Origin of the sequence: Streptomyces sp. Je 1-4 4N24 (genome assembly GCF_026239515.1) — a bacterium.
GTDB classification, from domain to species: Bacteria; Actinomycetota; Actinomycetes; order Streptomycetales; family Streptomycetaceae; genus Streptomyces; species Streptomyces nigrescens.
Window position 1 is genome coordinate 7141727 of sequence record NZ_CP110836.1, and the last position, 21354, is coordinate 7163080.

At 71.7% G+C, this 21354-nt stretch carries 18 protein-coding genes; 9 read left to right on the forward strand and 9 right to left on the reverse strand.

The window, feature by feature from the left end; all coding sequences use genetic code 11:
- Window positions 1-44: 44 nt before the first annotated feature.
- Together SLV14N_RS31160 and SLV14N_RS31165 are read right to left on the reverse strand one after the other, a co-directional pair.
- Window positions 45-1049 (reverse strand): lytic polysaccharide monooxygenase, encoded by a 1005-nt coding sequence (locus tag SLV14N_RS31160; protein ID WP_208685488.1) that lies wholly within the window; start codon window positions 1047-1049, stop codon window positions 45-47.
- A gap of 364 nt (window positions 1050-1413) precedes the next feature.
- Complete coding sequence (locus tag SLV14N_RS31165) at window positions 1414-3933, reverse strand: SpoIIE family protein phosphatase (RefSeq protein ID WP_263271948.1); 2520 nt, start codon at window positions 3931-3933, stop codon at window positions 1414-1416.
- Between the two features lie 196 nt (window positions 3934-4129).
- Here SLV14N_RS31165 and SLV14N_RS31170 point away from each other — a divergent pair, with 196 nt between their 5' ends.
- The 4 genes from SLV14N_RS31170 (at window position 4130) to SLV14N_RS31185 (ending at window position 7967) form a co-directional block, all read left to right on the forward strand.
- Complete coding sequence (locus tag SLV14N_RS31170) at window positions 4130-5326, forward strand: methyltransferase domain-containing protein (protein WP_263271949.1); 1197 nt, start codon at window positions 4130-4132, stop codon at window positions 5324-5326.
- 220 nt (window positions 5327-5546) lie between these two features.
- Window positions 5547-5936: a GntR family transcriptional regulator gene (locus SLV14N_RS31175; RefSeq protein ID WP_208685494.1), complete on the forward strand. Its 390-nt coding sequence runs from the start codon at window positions 5547-5549 to the stop codon at window positions 5934-5936.
- A gap of 224 nt (window positions 5937-6160) precedes the next feature.
- Entirely contained in the window at window positions 6161-6937 is a 777-nt protein-coding gene (ddaH, locus tag SLV14N_RS31180; protein WP_263271950.1) for a dimethylargininase, read from the forward strand.
- A 70-nt stretch (window positions 6938-7007) separates the two neighbouring features.
- A complete protein-coding gene (locus tag SLV14N_RS31185) occupies window positions 7008-7967 on the forward strand; it encodes a pirin family protein (protein WP_263271951.1) in 960 nt (319 codons plus the stop codon).
- Window positions 7968-8116: 149 nt separating this feature from the next.
- Here the strand turns inward: SLV14N_RS31185 and SLV14N_RS31190 are convergent, their stop codons facing one another.
- From SLV14N_RS31190 to SLV14N_RS31200, 3 genes are all read right to left on the reverse strand, one after another.
- Window positions 8117-8728: a hypothetical protein gene (locus SLV14N_RS31190; protein ID WP_259670568.1), complete on the reverse strand. Its 612-nt coding sequence runs from the start codon at window positions 8726-8728 to the stop codon at window positions 8117-8119.
- 279 nt (window positions 8729-9007) lie between these two features.
- Window positions 9008-10384, reverse strand: a complete 1377-nt coding sequence (locus tag SLV14N_RS31195; protein ID WP_263271953.1) for a serine hydrolase — start codon at window positions 10382-10384, stop codon at window positions 9008-9010.
- Window positions 10381-10638, reverse strand: coding sequence for a hypothetical protein (locus tag SLV14N_RS31200; protein ID WP_263271954.1), 258 nt, complete (start codon window positions 10636-10638; stop codon window positions 10381-10383). The genes SLV14N_RS31195 and SLV14N_RS31200 overlap by 4 nt, the downstream gene beginning before the upstream one ends.
- 196 nt (window positions 10639-10834) lie before the next feature.
- Here SLV14N_RS31200 and SLV14N_RS31205 point away from each other — a divergent pair, with 196 nt between their 5' ends.
- Entirely contained in the window at window positions 10835-11743 is a 909-nt protein-coding gene (locus tag SLV14N_RS31205) for a GbsR/MarR family transcriptional regulator (RefSeq protein ID WP_263273333.1), read from the forward strand.
- A gap of 95 nt (window positions 11744-11838) precedes the next feature.
- Here SLV14N_RS31205 and SLV14N_RS31210 read toward each other — a convergent pair whose 3' ends face one another.
- Window positions 11839-12951, reverse strand: coding sequence for a DUF5925 domain-containing protein (locus SLV14N_RS31210; protein WP_263271955.1), 1113 nt, complete (start codon window positions 12949-12951; stop codon window positions 11839-11841).
- A 237-nt stretch (window positions 12952-13188) separates the two neighbouring features.
- Between SLV14N_RS31210 and SLV14N_RS31215 the strand changes: the two genes are divergently transcribed.
- The 3 genes from SLV14N_RS31215 to SLV14N_RS31225 all read left to right on the forward strand — a co-directional run bounded on the left by SLV14N_RS31215 (window position 13189) and on the right by SLV14N_RS31225 (window position 15472).
- Window positions 13189-13899: a YoaK family protein gene (locus tag SLV14N_RS31215; RefSeq protein ID WP_208685511.1), complete on the forward strand. Its 711-nt coding sequence runs from the start codon at window positions 13189-13191 to the stop codon at window positions 13897-13899.
- Between the two features lie 232 nt (window positions 13900-14131).
- Window positions 14132-14938 (forward strand): SGNH/GDSL hydrolase family protein, encoded by an 807-nt coding sequence (locus tag SLV14N_RS31220; protein ID WP_263271956.1) that lies wholly within the window; start codon window positions 14132-14134, stop codon window positions 14936-14938.
- Between the two features lie 270 nt (window positions 14939-15208).
- Complete coding sequence (locus tag SLV14N_RS31225) at window positions 15209-15472, forward strand: hypothetical protein (RefSeq protein WP_208685515.1); 264 nt, start codon at window positions 15209-15211, stop codon at window positions 15470-15472.
- 266 nt (window positions 15473-15738) lie between these two features.
- Here the strand turns inward: SLV14N_RS31225 and SLV14N_RS31230 are convergent, their stop codons facing one another.
- Window positions 15739-16989 carry a type ISP restriction/modification enzyme gene (locus SLV14N_RS31230; RefSeq protein ID WP_263271957.1) on the reverse strand — a complete coding sequence of 417 codons (1251 nt, stop codon included), beginning with the start codon at window positions 16987-16989 and terminating at the stop codon, window positions 15739-15741.
- A gap of 219 nt (window positions 16990-17208) precedes the next feature.
- Here SLV14N_RS31230 and SLV14N_RS31235 point away from each other — a divergent pair, with 219 nt between their 5' ends.
- Entirely contained in the window at window positions 17209-18600 is a 1392-nt protein-coding gene (locus SLV14N_RS31235; protein WP_263271958.1) for an MFS transporter, read from the forward strand.
- A gap of 607 nt (window positions 18601-19207) precedes the next feature.
- Here the strand turns inward: SLV14N_RS31235 and SLV14N_RS31240 are convergent.
- Both SLV14N_RS31240 and hmgA read right to left on the reverse strand, forming a co-directional pair.
- Entirely contained in the window at window positions 19208-20011 is an 804-nt protein-coding gene (locus tag SLV14N_RS31240; protein ID WP_263271959.1) for a GntR family transcriptional regulator, read from the reverse strand.
- Window positions 19968-21293 carry a homogentisate 1,2-dioxygenase gene (hmgA, locus tag SLV14N_RS31245; protein ID WP_208685524.1) on the reverse strand — a complete coding sequence of 442 codons (1326 nt, stop codon included), beginning with the start codon at window positions 21291-21293 and terminating at the stop codon, window positions 19968-19970. Before hmgA ends, SLV14N_RS31240 begins: the two co-directional genes overlap by 44 nt.
- Between the last annotated feature and the right edge of the window lie 61 nt (window positions 21294-21354).

The following is a 21354-nucleotide window of genomic DNA, read 5'->3' on the forward strand; positions in this document are numbered from 1 at the left end:
AGAAGGGGGCGGCGCCGCGTCCCGGACGGCCGGGATCGCCGGGCTCAGCCGCGGTTCCGGGCGGCCCTGCGGCGGGTGGTGGTGAACAGGACCCCGGCGCCCAGGGCGAGCACGGCGGCGCCACTGAGGGCGAGCGGGGCCGTGGAGCTGTCGCCGCCGGTCTCCGCCAGCCGCCGGCCGTCGACCGGACGGGAACCGCCGTTGGGGTGCGGGGCATTGGCCTGTGCGGCGTCTGCGCGCGCCGGTGCCTCGGCCGCCGCCGGCTGGTCCGTGCGGGTGTGGTGGCCGCCGCCGTGGTCGTGGCGGCCCGTGCCCACCGACGACTTGGGGGCGCCCGCCGCGATCTGGGCGTCGGTCGGCGCGGAGGCGGCCGGTGCGGGCGCCGCCGCGGACTTGGCGACGGTGCCGCCGGCCTTCTTGCCGAAGACGACGTCCGAGCAGGTGTAGAAGGCCTCGGGGCTGTCCGACCGCTGCCAGACGCTGTAGATCAGATGGCGCCCGGAGCGCGCCGGCACCTTCGCGTCGAAGACGTACTCGCCGTTGGTCAGCTTCGGGTCGACAACCTTCGCGAACGGCTTCGACTCCAGGTCGGACCACTTCAGCGGCTTCTTCGGGTCATAGCCGGCCTTGGTGAGGTACAGCTCGAAGGAGCCCCGGTGGGGCGCGGTGGCCTTGTAGTGGAAGGTATGGCCGCCCGCCCGCATCGGGGACGACGGCCAGTCGGCGCGGGGCAGGTCCAGGCCCTTGTACTCCGCGCTGTTGGCGCTGCACAGCTTGCCGTCCGGGATACGCGTCCTGGACTGGCCACCCGCATTGCCGTCCCGTACACCGTTCCAGTCGTAGAGCGCCTGGGTCCCGCCGGCCTGGACGGCGGCCTTGCACGCCGCGGACTGCGGGCTCTCGGGGCCCTCCGCGTAGCAGGCCGACACCCGGCTGACCGGGTCCGTCATCGAGCCGTGCGCGGCGGCCGGGCTCGCGGTGAGCACGGTGAGCGCGAGCGGGGCGATACCGGCCAGTGCGATCCCGGTGGCCTTGCGACGAACGGTCATTGTGGGGGTCTCCTTCATCAAGTGCGTCGAGCGGGGGAGGGAGAGCGGTGGGGGGTCGGGACGCAGCCGCCGGCGTCGCCCCCGGTGACCGGCGCCGACGGTCCGCGACCCGCCTTGCGAGAAGCACGCTAGCCGCGCTGAACAGCGGATTTGAGGGCTGAAGGGCGATCCTGGAGATCCTTATGGTGCCGTTAAGACGGGCCTAAGCGGGGGCTCATACAGGCGGGGAGGAAACGGGCATCGCCGGGCGGTGGGCGCCGCCCGTAACGGCGGTCCGGCCGTCCCGTGGGGCAGCCGGCGCGGCCGCCGCGTGCCGTCTTCGTCCTTGCCCGCGGCGGGAGTTGGCCTCAGCGGCCTCCGGTGCTCAGCGGCCTTCCGTGCCGGTGAAGGGGGCGGCCGGGTCGTCGAGGTCGTCGAGGAACGCGCTCAAGTCGTTCGCCGGTCCGGCCCCGGCAGCCGACCGGAGTGGCTGCTCGGCCCAGATGATCTTTCCCTGAGGGGTGTAACGGGTGCCCCAGCGCTCGGCGTACCGGGCGATGAGGAACAGCCCCCGGCCCCCCTCGTCGGTGGTCCGCGCATGGCGGAGGTGCGGCGAGGTGCTGCTGCTGTCCGACACCTCGCAGATCAGTGCCCGCGCCAGGATCATCCGCAGGCTGATCGGGCCGGAGGCGTGCCGGATGGCGTTGGTGACCAGTTCGCTGACGATCAGCTCGGTGGAGAATTCGAGCTCCTCCAGATCCCACTCCGCCAGCCGGCCGGCCGCTGACCTGCGGGCCTGGCCGACCGCGGACGGATCGGCGGGGATCTCCCAGGTCGCGAGCTGTGCCGGCGCCAGAGCCCTCGTACGTGCCAGCAGCAGCGCCACGTCATCGACCGGCCGTCCGCCCGGCAGACCGCCGATCACCGTGTCGCAGAGGTCCTCCAGCGGGGCCTGCGGAGCGGCCAGAGCGGTACGCAGCCTGGTGATCCCCCCTTCGAGATCGAGGGCCTTCCCCAGCAGCAGACCGTTGGTGTAGAGAGCCAGCAGACTGCCTTCCGGCAACGGCAGTTCGACGGATTCGAAGGGCATCCCGCCCAGCCCCAGCGGCGGTCCGGTCGGCAGCTCCAGCAGCCGGCCGTTGCCCGTGGGGCTGATCAGCAGCGGCGCGGGGTGACCGGCACGGGCCAGCGTGCAGCGGCAGCCGACCGGGTCGTAGACCGCGTACAGGCAGGTGGCGCCGATGACCCCGTCGTCGGCGTTCGCGTCGTGGGCGACCCGGTTGAGCATGTCGTCCAGGTGTGCCAGCACCTCTTCCGGGGACAGGTCCAGGTCGGCGAGCGCCTGCACCGCGGCCCGCAGCCGCCCCATGGTGGCCGCGGCATGCACCCCGTGGCCGACGACATCGCCCACCACCAGCGCGACCCGGGCGCCGGACAGCGGAATCACATCGAACCAGTCGCCGCCGACACCGCTGGACGAGTCGGCCGGCAGATAGCGGTAGGCGGCTTCCACCGCGCACTGCTCGGGCAGATCGTGCGGCAGCAGGCTGTGCTGGAGGGTGAGGGCCGCGTTGTGCTCGCGGGTGTAACGGCGGGCGTTGTCGATGGAGATCGCGGCGCGGGTGACGAATTCCTCGGCGAGCACCAGGTCGTCGGGCTGGAACGGCCCGGTGTGCTGCCAGCGGGCGAAGGTGGCCGCCCCCAGGAAGACCCCCCGCGCCCGCAGCGGCACCACCATCAGCGAGTGAAAGCCCAGCTCCCGCAGGTGCGCCGCCCGGACCGGATCGTCGGCCGCCCAGCCGCCGGCGGCGAGATCCAGCGTCTGGAACAGCGCGGAATTGCCCTCGACGAGACTCAGCACGACGGGCGCCGACGGGGGATAGGCGGTCGCCTCCCCGACCGCCACCACCGCCTCGGGGCAGCCCTCACGTACAGACTGCTGTCCGGCGCGGCGCATGGTGACCAGATCCGCGGCATCGACCGGGCCGTGCGTCGGCTCCTCCCCGCAGAGCAGCGCATCGAGGAGATCGACGGTGACGAAGTCGGCGAGATCCGGAACCGCCGCATCGGCGAGTTCCTGCGCGGTCTGCCAGACGTCCAGGGACCTGCCGATGCGTTCACTGGCCTTGTTCAGCAGCGCCATCCGCTGGCGGGCCCGGTAACTTTCCGTGACGTCCAGGACCATGTAGCAGACGCCCAGTACCTGACCGGCTTCGTCCTCCAGGCGAAAGAACGAGGTGGAGTAGGCGTGCTCCCGCTCCGGATCGGACTGCGGGCGTCCCAGGTACTCGTAGCCGACCGAGGGGGTACCGGTGCTCAGCACCTTGCGCATCTCGGCTTCGAGGGCTTCCACGGCGAGACCCGGCTGGATGTCCGCCAGACGCTTCCCGAGGCGCTGCTCGCGGCTGGTACCGCCCATCCGCTCCAAGGCGTCGTTCAGCCACACGAACTCCAGATCGGCGTTCACCATGGCCACGCCGATCGGTGACATGCCGAGAATGCCCTCCAGGAACGAGCGGCTCGCTCCTGACCAGGGCGTCCGGGTCATCTCGGCGGCGAGGACGAGACGTGTGGAGCGCTCTGTGGCGTCCAGCACCGGCAGCACGCGGAACTCCAGGTCGAGCCGGTGACCGTCCTTGTGCCGTACGGCCTCCAGCCCGCTCCAGCCGTCCGCCGCCGCCAGCCGGGACTCCCACCTGTTGTCCTGCGACGCCCCGGGGGCCACCCCCGCGAACAGCTCCGCCAGGGGCCGGCCGACGGCCTCGGACACCGCATAGCCGAAAAGCCGCTCGGCGCCCTTCGTCCAGCCCTGCGCCACCCCCGCGCGATCGGCCATCACCACGGCCGTCCGCGTGAGGTCGAAGACGCCGTCTCCGGAGAGACGGCTGCTCTGGGAGGCACTCATATGACCGGTCCAATGCCGGTCCCACCATGCGACGGGCGCTCTCTCCCGGCGGCGCCGTCGCACACGACCGGCCTTTTCCACGGTACCCCCTCACCCTGGCCGGGCGCTCTTCCCGGAGCCCGGCCCCGCCGCCCGCGCAGCAGGCCCGGAAGGCGCATCTGACGCCGTTGTCAGTGGGGGCTGTCACCATCGGCACATGAGCACCGACGCGCCCGCCGACCCGTCCCCTCAGCCCTCGCCGGAACCCCTCAACCCACCTGCCGGCCAGGGGGAATCACCGCTGCCGACCGCCGACGCCGCCTACTGGGAAGCGGCCGCCGCCTCCTTCGACGACGAGCCCGACCACGGTCTGCGTGACCCCGCCGTCCGCGCCGCCTGGGCCGCCCGGCTGCGCACCTGGCTGCCGTCCGGGCCCGCCGCCGTCCTCGACCTGGGATGCGGGACGGGAAGCCTGTCTTTGCTCGCGGCCGAGCAGGGCCATCACGTCACGGGAATCGACCGCTCCCCGGGCATGATCGCGCGGGCGCGCACCAAGCTCGCGGGCCACGAGGCCGCGTTCCTGGTCGGTGAGGCCGCCGAACCACCCGTGGGGGAGCGGCGGTTCGATGTCGTTCTGGTGCGCCATGTGCTGTGGGCCCTGCCCGACCCCGCGGCCGCCCTGCGCCGCTGGGCCGGACTCCTCACCCCCGGTGGCCGGCTGGTGCTGGTGGAGGGCCGCTGGGGCGAGGCCGACCCGGTCGGTCTTCCGGCCGCCGAAGTCACCGCCCTCGTCGCGCCGTTGGCCGCACGGACCCAGGTGGAGAGCCTCGCGCACGATCCGGCGCTGTGGGGCAAGGAGGTGGCCGATGAGCGGTATGTGCTGCTCGCCGACCTCCCCCGCCGGCACACCGAAGTGGTCGACGTCCACCTGGTGTTGCGCCGTGGTGACGAGGTGCTGCTCGCCCGCCGGGCCGGTACCGGCTATGCGGACGGTCTGTTGCACGCGCCCTCGGGCCATGCGGAGGACGGTGAGGACGTCCGGGAGGCGATGATCCGGGAGGCCGCCGAAGAGGTGGGGCTGCGGCTGGCACCCGAGGACCTCCGGGTCGCGCTCGTGATGCAGCACTGCGCCCCGCCCCCGGCGCGGCCCCGGATCGGCTGGTTCTTCGAGGCGGCGTACGGCGCGGGCGGCGAGCCGTGGAACCGCGAGCCCGACAAGTGCGCGGAGTTGGCGTGGTTCCCGCTGGAGGCGCTGCCGGACGACATGGTCGCCTACTGCCGCGCCGGCCTGGACGGGCTGCGTGCGGGGCACCGCTTCCTGCTCCACTGGCACCGGCCCGGCGACGCGATCGCCTACGACCCGACGGGCCCCGACCGTGCCGTCGTTCTCGACGGACCGGGGCCGACGGGGTGAACCGGACGAGGGCGGCGGCGCACCGGACATCTCCCGAAGAGGTTGAGACCTCCCGAGAGGTTGAGACCTCCCGTCACAGCAGGCGCTCCTGGCGCACAATGGATGCGACAAACACGCGCACCGACGGGTACGCGTACGCGCACGCCTCCCGGGGACGACCCCCAGGGGTACATGCCGTCGCGCATCCGCCCGCCCCACCACCAGCACCAGGAGCGCCACCGTGTCCCCGCAGCCCTTGACCATCACCATCGATCCGACGGCGGCCGCCGCGCCGTTCGAGCAGGTCCGCACCCAGATCGCGGATCAGGCCAGGGACGGCGGTCTGCCGGTCGGCTACAAACTCCCCACCGTCCGCGGCCTCGCCGAGGACCTCGGACTGGCCGCCAACACGGTCGCCAAGGCCTACCGCGCCCTGGAGACCGACGGTGTGATCGAGACCCGCGGCCGCAACGGCAGCTTCATCGCGGCGGCCGGGGAGGCAGCGGACAAGGAAGCCGCCGCGGCCGCCGAGAGCTATGCCCGCCGCGCCCGCCGCCTCGGCCTGGACCACCGCGCCGCCCGCACGGCCGTCGAGAACGCCCTGCGCGCCACCTATGGAGCCGATACCTGACCGCGCGCCCGCAGGGACGGGCACCCACCACGCCGGTACGTGACCCGGCCCGCCGCGCCGGTACGTGACCCCGCCCCGCCCCGCCCCGCCGCGCCGGAGCGTGACCCGCCCCACCACACCGACGCCTGGCCGGCCCCACCACACCGATGCCCTACTGCACGCCCCCCCCGAGCCGCCGCCCGACAAGCCCGAAGAGTCCGAAGAACCCGAAAAGAAGGAACCGCATGCCCAGCAAACAGGCGCTCGTCCGCCGCCCCGGCCCCCGCCTCGCCGAGGGGCTGGTCACCCATATAGACCGGTGCCCGGTCGACCCCGCCCTCGCCCTGCGTCAGTGGGAGTCCTACGTCCAGGTGCTCCGCGACCACGGCTGGCACACCACCGAGGTCGCCCCCGCCGACGACTGCCCCGACGCGGTCTTCGTCGAGGACACCATGGTCATGTTCCGCAATGTCGCACTGCTCGCCCGTCCCGGTGCCGGAGAGCGCCGGCCCGAGGTGCCGGACGCCCGCGCGGCCGTCGAGGCCCTCGGCTGCTCCGTCAACGAGATCCGGGCGCCGGGCACGCTGGACGGCGGCGACATCCTCAAGGTCGGCGACACCGTTTACGTGGGCCGCGGCGGCCGCACCAACGCCGACGGCGTCCGCCAACTCCGCGCCGCCTTCGAACCGTTGGGGGCCCGCGTCGTCGCGGTACCGGTCAGCCGCGTACTCCACCTCAAATCCGCCGTGACCGCACTCCCGGACGGCACCGTGATCGGCCACCCGTCCCTGGTCGACGACCCCGCCGCCTTCCCCCGCTTCCTGCCCGTCCCCGAGGAGTCCGGCGCCCATGTCGTGCTGCTCGGCGGCGGCAAGCTGCTGATGGCCGCCGGCGCGCCCCGCAGCGCCGAGCTCTTCGCCGACCTGGGATATCAGCCGGTTGTCGTGGACATCAGCGAGTTCGAGAAGCTGGAGGGCTGTGTGACCTGCCTGTCCGTGCGGCTGCGCGAGCTGTATGCATGACGGGGCATCATCCCCCGGCGCTTCGTGTGCCTGCCCGGACCGCACACCTGACCGTGCCTATCGTGACGCCATGAGCAACCTCGAACTCAGACCCGCGCCCAGCCTGTGCGGCGGCACCGGCCGTACGGGCCCGGTCCGCGACGTCCAGCCCGGCAAGCAGGTACCGCTCGGCGAGAGCACCGTCGTCCGCAGACTGCTGCCGAACCTCGGCCGGCGCATGGTCGGCGGCTGGTGCTTCGTCGACCACTACGGTCCCGACGACATCGTCGACGAGCCCGGGATGCAGGTGCCCCCGCATCCGCACATGGGCCTGCAGACCGTCAGCTGGCTGCACGAGGGCGAGGTGCTGCACCGCGACAGCCTCGGCAGCCTGCAGACCGTACGGCCGCGGGAACTGGGTCTGATGACGTCCGGCCGGGCCATCGCCCACTCCGAGGAGTCGCCGCACGGCCATGGCCCGTTCCTGCACGGCGCCCAGCTGTGGGTGGCGCTCCCCGGCGAACACCGCGACACCGCCCCGTCCTTCGAGCACCACACCGACCTGCCGGTGATCAACGGCGGCGGACTGTCCGCCACCGTCATCCTCGGCGAACTGGCCGGTGCCACCTCGCCCGGCACCACCTACTCCCCGCTGGTCGGCGCCGACCTCACCCTCACCGCCGGCACGGACACCCGCCTGCCGGTCGACCCCGACTTCGAGTACGCGGCGCTGACCATCTCCGGCGAGAGCGAGGTCGACGGCGTCCGGCTGGCCCCCGGCGCCCTCCTCTACCTCGGCTGCGGCCGCGGCGAGTTGCCCCTGCGCGCCGACACCGACAGCAGCCTGCTGCTCCTCGGCGGCGAGCCGTTCGAGGAAGAGATCGTGATGTGGTGGAACTTCGTGGGCCGGTCGCAGGAGGACATCGAGGCGGCGCGGGCGGACTGGATGACGGGCTCCCGCTTCGGCGAGGTGCATGGCTACGACGGGGAGCGCCTGGCTGCGCCCCAGCTTCCGCCGGTGGGGCTGAAGCCGAGGGGGAGGGCGCGGTGAGTCGCGGTGATGCACGACGGGAAAGGTGCGCCGCCGGCACGGTCGGTGTGCCGGCGGCGTCCTCCTCCGGGGGAGCCGCCCCGTGGGCGGCCGTCGGCCAGCTGCCGTGCCGGGCAGCGGTGGCTCCGGCCTTGTTGCCCGGCCCCGTGTCAGTGCTCCCCGACCCGCGCCCCGGCGGCTCGCGCCCGCGCCCGCGCCTCGGGGCCGACACCGCGCTTGCGGGGGGACATCCTCCAGTCCGTGGCCTCCCGTTGGGCGACCCGCAGCAGGTTCCGCGGCCCGGGAGTCGCCACGACGCCCAGGTACCGGGGGTCGCCGGCGAACCACGCCGCCGTGACCTGCCCGGACTTCACCGCGCGCACCCAGAAGTGCCGCCCCGTCCCGATGCCCCCGCCGTACTCGAGGCCCACGGTCTTCTCCGGGCGCTCCGGGTCCGGCACGAGGAACTGGGAGCTGCCGTTCTCCTTCGACCTGACGTCGGCGAGGCCCACTTGCCACGGATAGACACGCAGCACTCGACGTATTCCGGGCAGTGAGGCGGCCCCGGCCACTGCGAGCAGGGCGTACCAGATGCCGACGAACAGCACCGGCATCCACAGCACCAGCAGCCAGACCGGCGTCATGACGACCGCGAACAGCCAGGCGAAGAAAGCCGGTACACAGCCCAGCGCGGCGGCACACCGGAACATTGCGGTACGGCGCCATGCCCGGCGGGTGGCCGGGTCCTCCCAGGCCGTCTTGTAGTGCACTGGGGACGTCACTTCCGGCATCACCAATCTCCGATCGGCCGGACACGTTTCGCGCGGCCGCCACTTCCCGGGCCTCCGGCATCTGCTCGCGCGGCTGCGGCGGAGGATTGTCGAAGCTCATCATGCGGGCGATGCCGTGGAACAGGCCACGGTAGTCGCAGGGGCAGCTGCGTTCAGCGGCGGCGGCGCAGGGCGGAGAGAAGCCGGGCGAGCACCGCCGCGGCTGCCCGGCGACGGCTCGGCCGGGACGACTCCCGGAAGGCGGACCCCAGCCGTTGACAGGCCGAGTGGTCACCCTTGCCGTGGGTGCACCCGGCAGTTGGTATGGAGATACCGGGCGCTGCCGTTCGTGAAGTCGTAGAGCGCGACTGTCTGGGTGTCCTCCAACGGATCCGCCGGTGGCATCAGGAAATGGGTCTCGCTCACCGGGAGCAGCTCATATCTGAGGCGGTCCGGCTTGTGGAGGAATTCTGCCTGTATCGGGTCGAGGAACAGGGTCAGGTACAGCTTTCCGTTTACGGCTGACACTTCGTACCGTGCGCCGGGTCGCGCGTAGACGCCTTCGTACCTGGACAGTTCGAGGTTCAGCGTCGTGTCCGGTGCAGGCAGGTCCGGAATGGTCACCATGCCGAGGTCGGTCAGGATCTCGTTGAACACCGCGTGAGAGAAGGTCTCCCGCGGTCCCCCGTTGGTCAGCAGTGCAAGGGCGGTGTTCGAGTCCGGCAGGATCCGTAGCCGGGCGTTCTGGCCGACCGTACTGCCGTCACTGGCGTAGACGGTTTCGCCGTGCCAGTCACATACGATCAGGCCGAGCGCCCATGCCGGCCCGAACATATACGGATCCGGTACGGGCACCCGCGAATTCAGCATCTCCCGAATGCTTTCGGCTGAGACGATTCGCTTTCCGTTGGGCGCCGTGCCTTTGTTGAGGAAAACGTGCGCCATGGCGAGCACCTCCCGGGAGGTCGAGGTGAGGTTTCCGCCGGGGCCGAACGCGCGTGGCAGATGGCGCACCGGTGTGACGAGGGGTCCCTCCTCCAGGGAGCGGATCAGGTGCCCGGTCGCCGCCCGAGCTTCGTCCACCTGCGCGTACCAGCTGTTCGTGCTGGTCAGGCCCATGGGTTCGAAGAGGCGGTGCCGCATGATGTCGTCCCAGTGCGCACCGTCGTGCACCTCCAGGATCCGCGCGAGAAGGGCGTAGCCCAGCGCCGCGCTGTAACCGTGGGTGTGGCCCGGTGGGAAGACCTGGGGTGCGTCGGCGATGTTCTCGACCATGCGCGCATAGACGTCCTCGTCTTCGCCGGGATCGCCATAGGCTTCCTCGATACCGTGGGTGTGGTACAGCAGGTGACGAGGGGTGACCTCTGCGCTTGCCTCGGGATCGGCCACCGCGAAGCCGGGCAGATACGTCCGCACCGGCTCGTCGAGGTCGGCTTTCCCTTCGTCGACGAGTTGCATGAAAGCCAGTGCGGTCCACGTCTTGGTCATGGAGCCACATTGGTAGACGGTGTCCGTCGTCGCGGGCTCCCGCGTTTCCACGTTCTTGACGCCGACCGCGAGTTCGGTGAGCTCTCCGTCGTGGAGCACGCCGATCACGGCGCTCGGGATGGCGTACTCCGCCAGGAGTTCGGCGACCCGGGCCTGGATCCGCGGTATGTCGAGCGTCATCGCGGGAGACCGACCGCGTTCGCGGCGTCCGCTTCGAAGTACTCCGTCGTGGCGTAGGCGCCGGCGTGTGCCTCGAAGAAGTCCCGGACGCCATCGAGGGAGTCGTGGGTGAGGACGTTCACCGCCTTGGCTCCGTCCCGGCTCGCGACCGCCAGCTTCCATGTGGCGCCCTTGGGGAGTTTGCCGTGTGCCTTCTTCAGCCCGCTCCAGAACTTGCCGTCGTCCGAGACCGTCGACACGACCATCACGTACATCGTGGATCCTCTCTTTCCGGGTGAGGAAAAGCTACGTTGCGTTTTAAGTAGCGTCAATGAAATGGGCCTGCAAATGCCCGCTGAACACTGCATCGTTGCAACAGGATTGCGAATGAATGCAACTTCCCCATCGGGTCGTTGCAATGTACTGTCGCTGAACGCAAGGAGAGGAGTGGCATCGGTGCCAGGAGGCCGGCTGACCTACGAGGACCGCCGACGCATCGCGGCGTGGCTGGCCGAAGGGCTCGGGTACGCCGAGATCGGCCGACGGCTCGGCCGGCCGACGTCCACAATCAGTCGCGAGGTCGCACACAACGGCGCATCCGCCCACTATGTGGCCGACCACGCGCAGCAGGTCGCCGGCCGGCGTGCCCGTCGGCGCAAGCCGGCCCGGCCCGCCGAGCCGGCGGCGGACGAGCAGCCGGCCGAGGAGGTGCGCGGCTTCGTGGACCGGTTCGCGGCGCTGCTGGCCGCGACCGGCCTGCCTCGTATGACCTCCCGGGTGTTCGTGTGCCTGCTCACCGCTGACGCCGACGGCCTGACGGCAGCCGACCTGGTGCGCCGGCTGCACGTCAGTCCTGCGTCGGTGTCCAAGTCCATCGGCTACCTCGAAACGATGGAACTGATGAGGCGTCAACCGGATCCCGGCGGGCGCCGCGAGCGGTACGTCATCGACGACGACGCCTGGCTCCGGGCGTGGCAGGCCGACACCGGTGCACACGCCGACATCGCGGCTGCCGCACAGCGGGGCATCGAGATCTTCGGTGCCGAGACGACCGCCGGCGCCCGACTCGGCACGATGGGCCGGTTCTTCGCCCGACTCAGCGAGCAGATGAGCGGCAGCGCCCTCACCGAAGCCGCCGTGCACGACGCGCTGACCGTGGTCGCCGCCCTCGTGCACGCCGACCGCCCGCTCACCCGGGGCACACTGGCCTCCGCGCTCGACTGGCCCCGGGACCGCGTCACCGCCGCCCTGGACGCGATCCAACGGCAACCGGCCATCGCCGATCCCCTCGCCCTGAGCACCGTCGGGCCCCAGACGTACACCCTCACCACGAGACCGGACCGCCTCAGCCCGGCGCAACGCGAAGCACTCAACCGGTAGGCCGCGCCAACGCCTCTACGTCGCGCCAACGCCTCGATGCCGGTGAGCGGTCAAGCGGGGAGCCGGTGAAGTACGGGACGGACCGGCGGCAGCCTCTACAGATAAAGCCCGGCGTCGGCGCCCGAGTCCTGGGCCGGGACCGAGGCGGGGCGGGTGCCGCGGCGTAGTGCGTACAGCTCGGCGAGTGTGGCGCCGTCGCGGCCGATGCCCTGGTCCGTGCCCAGCCAGTGTGCCGCTTCGGTGCGGGTCAGCGGGCCGACCTCGATACGGGCCAGACAGCGGCCGGGGCGGACCACCGCCGGGTGCATCCGCTCCAGGTCCTCGTTGGTGGTCACCCCGACCAGGACGTTGCGGCCCTGGCCCAGCAGACCGTCCGTCAGATTGAGCAACCGGGACAGCGCCTGCCCCGCGGCGTGCTTGGCCTCGCCGCGGATCAGCTCGTCGCAGTCCTCCAGGAGCAGCAGCCGCCAGCGGCCCTTGCCGGTGCTGTCGTCCTCGCCGATCGCGATGTCCATCAGATAGCCGACATCGTTGAACAGCCGCTCCGGGTCCAGGACGCAGTCCACCTGGCACCAGTCCCGCCAGGAGCGGGCCAGGGTGCGCAGCGCGGAGGTCTTGCCCGTACCGGGCGGACCGTGCAGCAACAGCAGCCGGCCGGAGATCTCCTCGGGCGCCACCTTCATCAGCCGGTCCATCGCCTCGGCCACCGGCGCCGTGTAGTTGGGGCGGATCTCCTCCCAGGTGCCCGCCGAGATCTGCCGCGAGGTCCGGTGCGGGCCGCGGCGCGGTGAGAAGTACCAGAAGCCCATCGGGACGTTCTCGGGCTGTGGCTCCGGTTCGTCCTCCGCCCCGTCCGCGGCCTGTCCCAGCACCTTCTCGGCCAGCTCGTCGGTGACGGCGGTGACCGTCACATCGGCGCCGCGGTTCCAGCGGGAGACCAGCAGGGTGAAACCGTCGCCCTCGGCGAGGGTGGCGCTGCGGTCCTCGTCCTTCGCCGCGCGCAGGACCCGGGCGCCGGGCGGCAGCAGGGTCAGTCCGGCCCGCACCCGGTCGACGGACCGGCTGCGGGCGTACGGCTGCTCGCCTTGGGCGAACCGGCCCAGGAAGAGCGCATCGACGACATCGGCGGGCGAATCGCTGTCGTCCATGGTCAGCCGGAGCGGAACGGACTCCTCGGCGGCGGACGGCTGGACGTGATCGGCACACATGCCGCCATGATCCGTCACGGCGGGCCACCACGTACACGGATTATCCCGGCGTTTCCCCGCGACCGGGCGCCGCGGTGAGCGCGGGGCCGGAAGACCGGAGCCCCGTACGGCCGAACCCGGGGCGCGGTGGTGACGGGCCGCCCACAGACGGCGCAATGACGGTCCGGCGGGCGGGCCGTCCGGAGACTGGGACGACGTGCCGCGAGGTGGGGTGACCGCCGGAAGGAGCCGCGTCCGTTGGAGCCGCCGAGCGGAACCCCCCTGACGGTGGTCATGGTCGGTCTGACCGTGGTCACCGGGATGCTCGATGCCGTCAGCTTTCTGGCGCTCGGTCAGGTCTTCACCGCCACCCAGACGGGCAATCTGCTCTTTCTCGGCTTCGGTATCGCCGGGCAGGGCGGGCTCCCGGTGGTGACGACGGTGATTTCGCTCGGCGCCTTTGTGCTCGGCGCGCTCTTCGGGGCGCGGATGGAGTCCACCCTGGCCGCACGGGCGTACCAGTGGTTCCCGGCGGCGCTGGCCACGGAGGCGGTGCTGCTGTTCGCTGCCGCGGCGGTGGCGTGGGAGTCGGGGCCGTCCCCGGGGCTGCCGCCGGTCCGGCGCGATGTCGTCATCGGCCTGATGGCGGTGGCGATGGGCATGCGCAATGTCACCGCGATGCGGGCCGCCCCGCCCGACCTCACCACGACCGTGGAGACCCGGGCGATGACGGCCCTGGTCAGCGGGTCACCGGTGGGGCGCGACCGGCGGCTGGGGTACGGCAGCCATGCCGCGGGCCGCCGGCTGCTCTCGGTCACCTCGATGTTCGCCGGCGGTCTCCTCGGGGCCGGGCTGCTCGGTCTGGGGACCCGTCCGACGCTGGTGCTCCTGCTGGTGGCCGTCTTCGTCGCGGCCACCGCCTTTCTCGCGCCCGGCCTCGCCCGCCGCCGGCACCACACCGAGGACTGACCGCGCAAGGGGGCGAGGGTCCGTCAAAATGCGGCGCGGGTACGGACACAGGCATCCGGGCGCTCCCGGGTCTTCCTCGGCACCTGTCGCCAAGACAACGACATGGCGGTGAACATCCCCCCGGATCGGCAGATTTGCCGTGAACTGCGGACGACTTTTGGCATGGACACTTCCGGCTTGCGGTGAGTCTTGCTACGACAGATGTGGCAGAGCTCCTGCTAAGGGAGGTTCCATGAGACTGTCCCGATTCGCGGCCTTGACGTCCGCCTTCTTCGTCACCACGGCGCTCGCGCTCACCGGCGCGAGCGCCGCCGCGTCCGCCCAACTCCCCACCGCCACCGGCTATGTGGCCCTCGGCGACTCCTACTCCTCCGGCGTCGGAGCCGGCAGCTACGACAGCGCCAGCGGCTCCTGCAAGCGCAGCACCAAGGCCTACCCGGCCCTCTGGGCCGCCGCGCACTCCCCCTCGTCCTTCCAGTTCACCGCCTGTTCGGGCGCCCGAACGGGTGATGTTCTCAGCGGTCAACTCGGGCCGCTCAACAGCTCCACCGGCCTGGTGAGCATCACCATCGGCGGCAATGACGCCGGATTCGCCGACACCATGACCACCTGTGCGCTCCAGGGTGAGAGCGCCTGTCTGGCCCGGGTCGCCCAGGCCAGGACCTACATCGCCAACACCCTGCCCGGCCGGCTTGACGGGGTGTACAACGCCATCTCCCAGAAGGCCCCGGCCGCGCAGGTGGTGGTCCTGGGCTATCCGCGCTTCTACAAGCTCAAGGGAAGCTGCATCGCCGGTCTCTCCGAGAAGTCCCGTACCGCGATCAACGCCGCCGCCGACGACATCAACGGCGTCACCGCCAAGCGGGCCGCCGACCACGGCTTCACCTTCGCCGATGTCAACGCCACCTTTTCCGGTCATGAGCTGTGCTCCGGCAGCGCCTGGCTGCACAGCGTGACCTTCCCCGTCCTGGAGTCCTACCACCCCACCGCCGCCGGCCAGTCCGGCGGCTATCTGCCGGTGTTCGCCTCCGCTGCGTGACGACCCGTATGCCGGGCGCCGGGGAGAGGCCGTGATCCCGGTCTCTCCCCGGGCGTTCCGGCGGCCCGTCAGGCGCCCCGCACCGCCCGCGCAGACATCCGACGGTCGCTCAACTCGCCCTGCTCCGGCCCTTGTAGGTGACATTCCGTATGGTGTGCGTCAACGTCAGAGCGAGGCAGGTGAATCCGGTGACCGGTCTGCACGCGTGTCCTCCAAGAGAGATAGGGTTACCCTGCCCGGGCCGGGTGCCCTCATAGGGTGGGGAGAGTCATGGAACAGATAACAGTGCGTAGCAGGGCGCGAGTCCCTGCCATCAAGTGCGGGAGCGTCGCCACCAGTGCGCGTCTCGACCGCCATCTCGCGGTGCTGGGTGGTCCTGCCATCCCGCAGCGTGAGGTGGAGGGCGCGACGTCGCTGATGCAGGAGCTCACCGCGCGCGATCACTCGCGTACGAGGAATGGCCGCGGCGCCAGGGTGTCGCTGTTCGCACCGCTGCGCAGGCTGCGGCGCTCGCTGTTCGGCGGGCACGGCTGACACGTTTGTGAAGCGGCATCTCGGGCGATCACACCGTCCCGGCACGGCACTGCGGTCCGATCGCTCATCAGGCCCGAAGCGCCGGCAGTTCGTCGGTGTGCTCGCCGGGGCGGGACTCCTCGCCCCGGAGATGCCGTGAGCCGCTCGAACCTTCGCCCGGCCCCGTCCCCGCCCGGCCGGTTGCACCACTCCCCACCACCCGTCGCGTGTGCTGCGACGGGTGGTTTGCTGTGCGGGCCCCGGCGGACCGTTCAGCTGTCCGACGCTCACACCAGCGCGAACTGCCCCTCCGGGCCCTCCTCGTGGTGGTCGAGCACGGAGGCCGGACGGCGCGCGGAGACCGGCGCCGGAAGGATGCCGGCCGCCCGCAGTTCACCCGCCGTCACCTGGGGGGCGTCCGCCGTCTCCCTCAGCAACTCCCCGCACTCCGGCTGGAGTTCGGACAGCAGTGCCAGTACGGTGATCAGCTCCAGCAGCTCCGAGGTCCACTCCTGGGGCCAGCTGGTGGGGCGCAGTGCGGCCAGCGAACCGGCCTCGGGAGGTTCCGCTCCCGCGCCGGTGCGCTCGGCGTACCACGCCTCCAGGACACGGACGCCGCCCGCGTGGAAGTCCCAGGCGCCCGGCGGCACCGGCGAGATCCGGCCGCTGCCGAGGAGCAGCGCCTCCTCCTCCGGGTCGTAGCCGAGGGCCCCGGGCAGCCCGCGGCCGGGCAGTGCGGAACGGACGTACGGGCGGCGGCCACCCGGCATCCGGGGCCGCTCGCCCGACTGCCCGCCGTCCGCCCCGTGCCCATGGGCGCCCCGGGTGCCGAGCCACAGCAGCCGGGCGCCGAGCGCGATGCCGCGGTCCCAGAGCTCCGGGTCGGTGGTGAGCGGGACCGTGCAGCCGTCGGGGGAGTGGTGGGCGCTCGCGGCGAGCCAGGCGAGCAGATCCGTCGGGCCCACCGGGCGGTCCAGACGCCGGCCGAGCAGGGCGAGCAGGCCCGGGGCGAGGTTCGGCTCCCGTCCGCCGGGCCGCCGGTAGAGCGGGTGGATCCGTCCGGGGCGGCCGGCCGGTGACCGTCCGTCGGGCAGCAGCGCCGAGCACGTCACGGCGGGGCCGGGCAGCTGCGGCACCTGCCCCCACTCGACCGCGAACAGCTGGTGTGCGTCCGCGACCCGCCACAGCTCCGGGCGCGCACCGTCGATCAGCCGGTGGTCCGGCAGCAGCCACTGCTGGTCGAACGGGCCGTGCAGGATCCGCACCGGATCGGGGCACGGCCCGCTCGCCCGGTGGAGCCGCCCGGTCGCGGTGGCCTGGCCCGGCAGCTGGCCGACGGCGGAGTGCAGGGTCCGGGCCCGGGACGGCAGGAACAGCCGCTCGCGTTCGGCCGCGTCCCCGGCGGCCACCAGCGCCGCCCAACGGGCGCGCAGCGTGGCCGGGTCCGGCGCCCGTACCCAGGAACGGCCGAGCCGCAGCGGCGCCACGGACCACGGCATGAGATCGGACAGCCGTGGCGCGTCCTGCTTCGCCGTCACGCGGAGCCCCTCCCGGACCGTTCGGTTGACCCCGGCATGGTATCCAGCGCCCCCGCGGCCGCACCGAATCCGCAGGCCATACCACCCTTCCAGGACGGACGCAGGCGGTCTTCCGCTTGCTGATCTTGACGGAGTACGGTCCTCGCCGTACGCCCGACCACGCGGTGCGGACCCGGCTCCGTCCCGTGCGCGCCGGGACCTGCTCAGGGGAGGACCGTCATGACGGACACCACCTCCTCCACGCCGGAACGGCGCGGGGGAACCCCGATCGGTGCCCGGGCCGCGGCACGGCTGGACCGGCTGCCGCCGTCCTGGTGGCACCGCCGGATCACCCTCATCGTCGGCATCGGCGCCTTCTTCGACCTCTACGAGATCTTCCTCGGCGGGGTGCTGGCCGCGGCCCTCGCCGAACAGTGGCACCTCGGGCACACCGCGAAGTCCTGGGTGATCGCCGCCGGCTTCCTCGGGATGTTCGTCGGGGCGAATGTGCTGTCGGTGCTCGCCGACCGTTTCGGGCGGCGCCGGATGTTCCTGGTCAACCTGGGGGCGTATGCGTTCTTCTCGCTGCTGTGCGCCGCGGCGCCGGATCTGTCCTGGCTGCTCGTGCTGCGCTTTCTGTCCGGTCTGGGGCTCGGCGCCGAACTCGTGCTGGTGGACACCTATCTCGCGGAGTTCCTGCCCCGGGCGGTGCGCGGCCGCTATATCGCCTGGGCGTACACCCTCGGCTTCGTCGGGGTTCCGGTCGCCGCGCTGCTCGGTGCCCGGCTGGTGGCCGCGCACCAGATGTTCGGCATCGAGGGCTGGCGCTGGCTGCTGGTCGCCGGGGCACTGGGGGCCGCGTTCCTCCAGCTGATGCGGCGCCAACTCCCGGAATCGCCAAGGTGGTTGACGGTACACGGGCGCGGCGAGGAAGCCGAACGGATCGTGGCCGGGCTCGAGGAACGAGTGGTCCGGGAACGTGGCGGCAGCCTGCCGTCCGTCCCGGAAGCGGAGACCGTGCAGGAGCGGAAGGTGCCGCTGGCGGAGATGTTCCGGGGCGAGCAGCGGCGGCGCACCGTCATGTGGTGGATCTTCCAGGTGCTGCAGACCGTCGGCTACTACGGCTTCGGGTCGCTGGCGCCGGTGGTGCTCACCGCGAAGGGCCACACCGTCACCGAGTCGCTGCTGTACGCCGCGCTGAGCTTCTGCGGCTATCCGATCGGCTCCGCGCTGTCCATCCCGCTCATCGACCGGATCGAGCGCCGGACACTGATCATCTCCTCGGCGCTGGGCATCGCCGGCTGCGGCCTGGCCTTCGGCTTCGCCACCGCCACCTGGGCCATCGTCACCTTCGGCTTCCTGCTGACGGTGTCCAGCAATGTCTTCTCCAACGCCTTCCACGTCTACCAGACCGAGCTCTTCCCGACCGGTCTGCGCAGCAGCGCGATCGGGATCGCCTACTCGCTGTCCCGACTCACCTCGGTCGTGCTGCCGTTCGTCGCACTGAGCGTGCTCACCGACCTAGGGCCCGCCGCGGTGTTCACCGGCTCGGCGGCCCTGATGGTGCTGCTGTGCCTGGACGTGGCGCTGCTGGGGCCACGTAGTACGGGGCGGAGCCTTGAGCGGATTTGAGGCCTTCCCGCGTTTTTGGCTGTCCCGCCGTGGGTGTTGCTCGCCGTGGCGCCTGGCGGCGGGCCGGTCCGCTGCGCTTTGCCTTCGGCCCCACGTTTTCGGCTTTCCCGCCGTGGCGCCTGCGGCGGGCCGGTCCGCTGCGCGGGGCTGTCGGGGTGCGGTGACGGACCTCCGCGGGTGGGGTGCCGGACTGCTGCGCTTTACGTCCGGCACCCCACCCGCTCCGGCCCGTCCCCTCCCGTGGGGGGATGGGAAAACCTTGGTGGGGGTGACGCCGGTGGTCCACTGCTCCTCGCGAAGCAGGAGTGAAACCACCGGCTACGGGCGCCCGCCCCCACCCACCTGCACTCACTCCTTCCACGGGAGGGGACGGGCCGGAGGGGCAGGGTTTCCGGACGTAAAGCGAAGCAGTCCGGAAACCCTGCCCCGGAGGTCCGTCACCGCACCCGACACCCACCCGCCCGCCGCGTGGGGGTACCTCCCACGCCCTTCAGGCAGTGGGGGAGCAACGGCGAGGAACCGGCAAGCATCACCTGCGCCCACGCCCCGCGCAGCGGAGCCGTAACGGTGAGAAGTCCCACGGCGGGCCAGCCGAAAACGTGGGAGGTCACGCGTCCATCGTGACCGTGAACGAAAAGCAGTCGCCGCGGTAGTGGATCCGGGCGACGTCGACCGTGCGGCCGTCCTCGTCGTAGGTGACGCCCGTGTAGTGCAGGATCGGGCTGAGCAGCGGGATCTGGAGGAGCCGGGCGGTTTCCGGGTCGGCGAGCCGTGCCTCGACGGTGTCGGTGATCCGGCTGATCCTTACGCCCACCGCGTCCCGCAGCACCTTCGTCATCGGCCAGCGCAGCAGATCCGCCGGATCGATCGCCGCGGCGACCTCGGGGTGTACGTAGTTGTATGCGTGGTTGGTGGGCTCGCCGGTCTCCTCGTCGCTACGCAGCCGGCGGAAGCCGGCCACCTCCGCCAGATCCGGGAAGTACTCGGACAGTTCGGGCGGAACCGCGGTGCGGCCGTGCTCCAGCAGCTCGGTGCTCATCCCGGACTGCTGGGCCACGATCGTGTCCACGGAACCCAGCAGCCGGACCGGCGCACCCCGCTGGGCGCTCGGCTCGATGAAGGTGCCGCGGCGCCGGTGCCGGCTGATCAGGCCCTCCGTCTCCAGCTCCTTGAGGGCCTGGCGCATGGTCAGCACGCTCACGCCGTAGTGCGCGGCGAGCGCGTCCTCGGTGGGCAGCCGCAGCGGCGCCTCCGGGGAGCGGCCCAATATGGAGGCACGCAACGACTGCGAGACCTGATACCAGAGCGGCAGCTTGCGGTTCAGGGCGAGCGAGTCGGGAGCGAAGGTCACGAGGCGTTCCCCGGTGTCACAGGCGGAAGTGGCGCTGGAGACCCTGCCATACGTCGTCATATCCGCGCTGCAGATGGCCGGCGTCCCGGGCCTGCTCGGTGAGCGTCAGCGGCCAGCGGGTCTCGAACATGAAGGCCAGCCCGTCGTCGATCTTCTGCGGCCGCAGCTCGGCGGCGCTCGCCCGGTCGAAGGTCTCCCGGTCCGGCCCGTGCGCCGACATCATGTTGTGCAGCGAGCCGCCGCCCGGGACGAAGCCCTCCGCTTTCGCGTCGTAGGCGCCCTCGATCAGGCCCATGTACTCGGTCATCACGTTGCGGTGGAAATAGGGCGGCCGGAAGGTGTCCTCGCCGACCAGCCAGCGTGGCGCGAACGCCACGAAGTCCACGCCCGCCAGCCCCGGGGTGTCCGAGGGGGAGGTGAGCACGGTGAAGATGGACGGGTCGGGGTGGTCGTAGCTGATCGAGCCGATGACATTGAAGCGGTGCAGGTCGTAGACGTACGGGACGTGGTTGCCGTGCCAGGCGACGACATCCAGGGGGGAGTGGTCGTAGGTGGCCGTCCAGAGGTTGCCGCAGAACTTGTTGACGACCTCGACGGGGCCCTCGACATCCTCGTAGGCGGCGACCGGGGCACGGAAGTCCCGGGGGTTGGCCAGGCCGTTGGCGCCGATCGGGCCGAGGTCGGGGAGCTGGAAGGGCCGGCCGTAGTTCTCACAGACGTAGCCGCGGGCGGTGGCGTCCAGCAGCTCGACGCGGAAGCGGACACCGCGCGGGATCAGCGCCACCTCGCCCGGCGCGGCGTGCAGCAGGCCGAGTTCGGTGCGCAGCAGCAGCCCGCCCCGCTCGGGCACGATCAGCAGCTCACCGTCCGCGTTGCCGAACACCCGCCGGTCCATGGAGGTGTTGGCGTAGTAGAGGTGGACGGCCATACCGGTGCGCTGGGTGGCGTCGCCGTTGCCGCCCAGGGTCCACAGGCCGTCCAGGAAGTCGGCCGGGCCGGCGGGCTCGGGCAGCGGGTTCCAGCGCAGCCGGTTGGGGTCGGGGGCGCAGTCGGTGAACGGCGCCGAGCGGACCGCGTGCTGCTCGGCAGGGACGAACGGCGGATGGGCGGCCGACGGGCGGATGCGGTAGAGCCAGGAGCGCAGGTTGTGGCTGCGGGGTTCGGTGAACGCCGACCCGCTGAGCTGCTCGGCATACAGGCCGAGCGGCGCCCGCTGGGGGGAGTTGCGGCCCACCGGCAGCGCGCCCGGGACGGCCTCCGAGCTGTGCTCGTTGCCGAAGCCGGTGAGGTACGCCAGCCCCTCCGCCGTCTTCCTCGCCTGCTCGTTGCCCGTGCCTGTCATCGCGTGCTCCCGCCGCTCAAGGAATCCTATGCAAGACCTTAGGATTGCGGTGGGGAGGCGT

Coding starts and splice junctions, on each gene's coding strand:
- SLV14N_RS31170 (WP_263271949.1), top strand. CDS start 4,130: ATGAGCACCGACGCGCCCGCCGACCCGTCCCCTCAGCCCTCGCCGGAA.
- SLV14N_RS31185 (WP_263271951.1), top strand. CDS start 7,008: ATGAGCAACCTCGAACTCAGACCCGCGCCCAGCCTGTGCGGCGGCACC.
- hmgA (WP_208685524.1), bottom strand. CDS start 21,293: ATGACAGGCACGGGCAACGAGCAGGCGAGGAAGACGGCGGAGGGGCTG.
- SLV14N_RS31220 (WP_263271956.1), top strand. CDS start 14,132: ATGAGACTGTCCCGATTCGCGGCCTTGACGTCCGCCTTCTTCGTCACC.
- SLV14N_RS31195 (WP_263271953.1), bottom strand. CDS start 10,384: ATGACGCTCGACATACCGCGGATCCAGGCCCGGGTCGCCGAACTCCTG.
- SLV14N_RS31165 (WP_263271948.1), bottom strand. CDS start 3,933: ATGAGTGCCTCCCAGAGCAGCCGTCTCTCCGGAGACGGCGTCTTCGAC.
- SLV14N_RS31210 (WP_263271955.1), bottom strand. CDS start 12,951: ATGTGTGCCGATCACGTCCAGCCGTCCGCCGCCGAGGAGTCCGTTCCG.
- SLV14N_RS31235 (WP_263271958.1), top strand. CDS start 17,209: ATGACGGACACCACCTCCTCCACGCCGGAACGGCGCGGGGGAACCCCG.
- ddaH (WP_263271950.1), top strand. CDS start 6,161: ATGCCCAGCAAACAGGCGCTCGTCCGCCGCCCCGGCCCCCGCCTCGCC.
- SLV14N_RS31160 (WP_208685488.1), bottom strand. CDS start 1,049: ATGACCGTTCGTCGCAAGGCCACCGGGATCGCACTGGCCGGTATCGCC.
- SLV14N_RS31225 (WP_208685515.1), top strand. CDS start 15,209: ATGGAACAGATAACAGTGCGTAGCAGGGCGCGAGTCCCTGCCATCAAG.
- SLV14N_RS31240 (WP_263271959.1), bottom strand. CDS start 20,011: ATGACGACGTATGGCAGGGTCTCCAGCGCCACTTCCGCCTGTGACACC.
- SLV14N_RS31200 (WP_263271954.1), bottom strand. CDS start 10,638: ATGTACGTGATGGTCGTGTCGACGGTCTCGGACGACGGCAAGTTCTGG.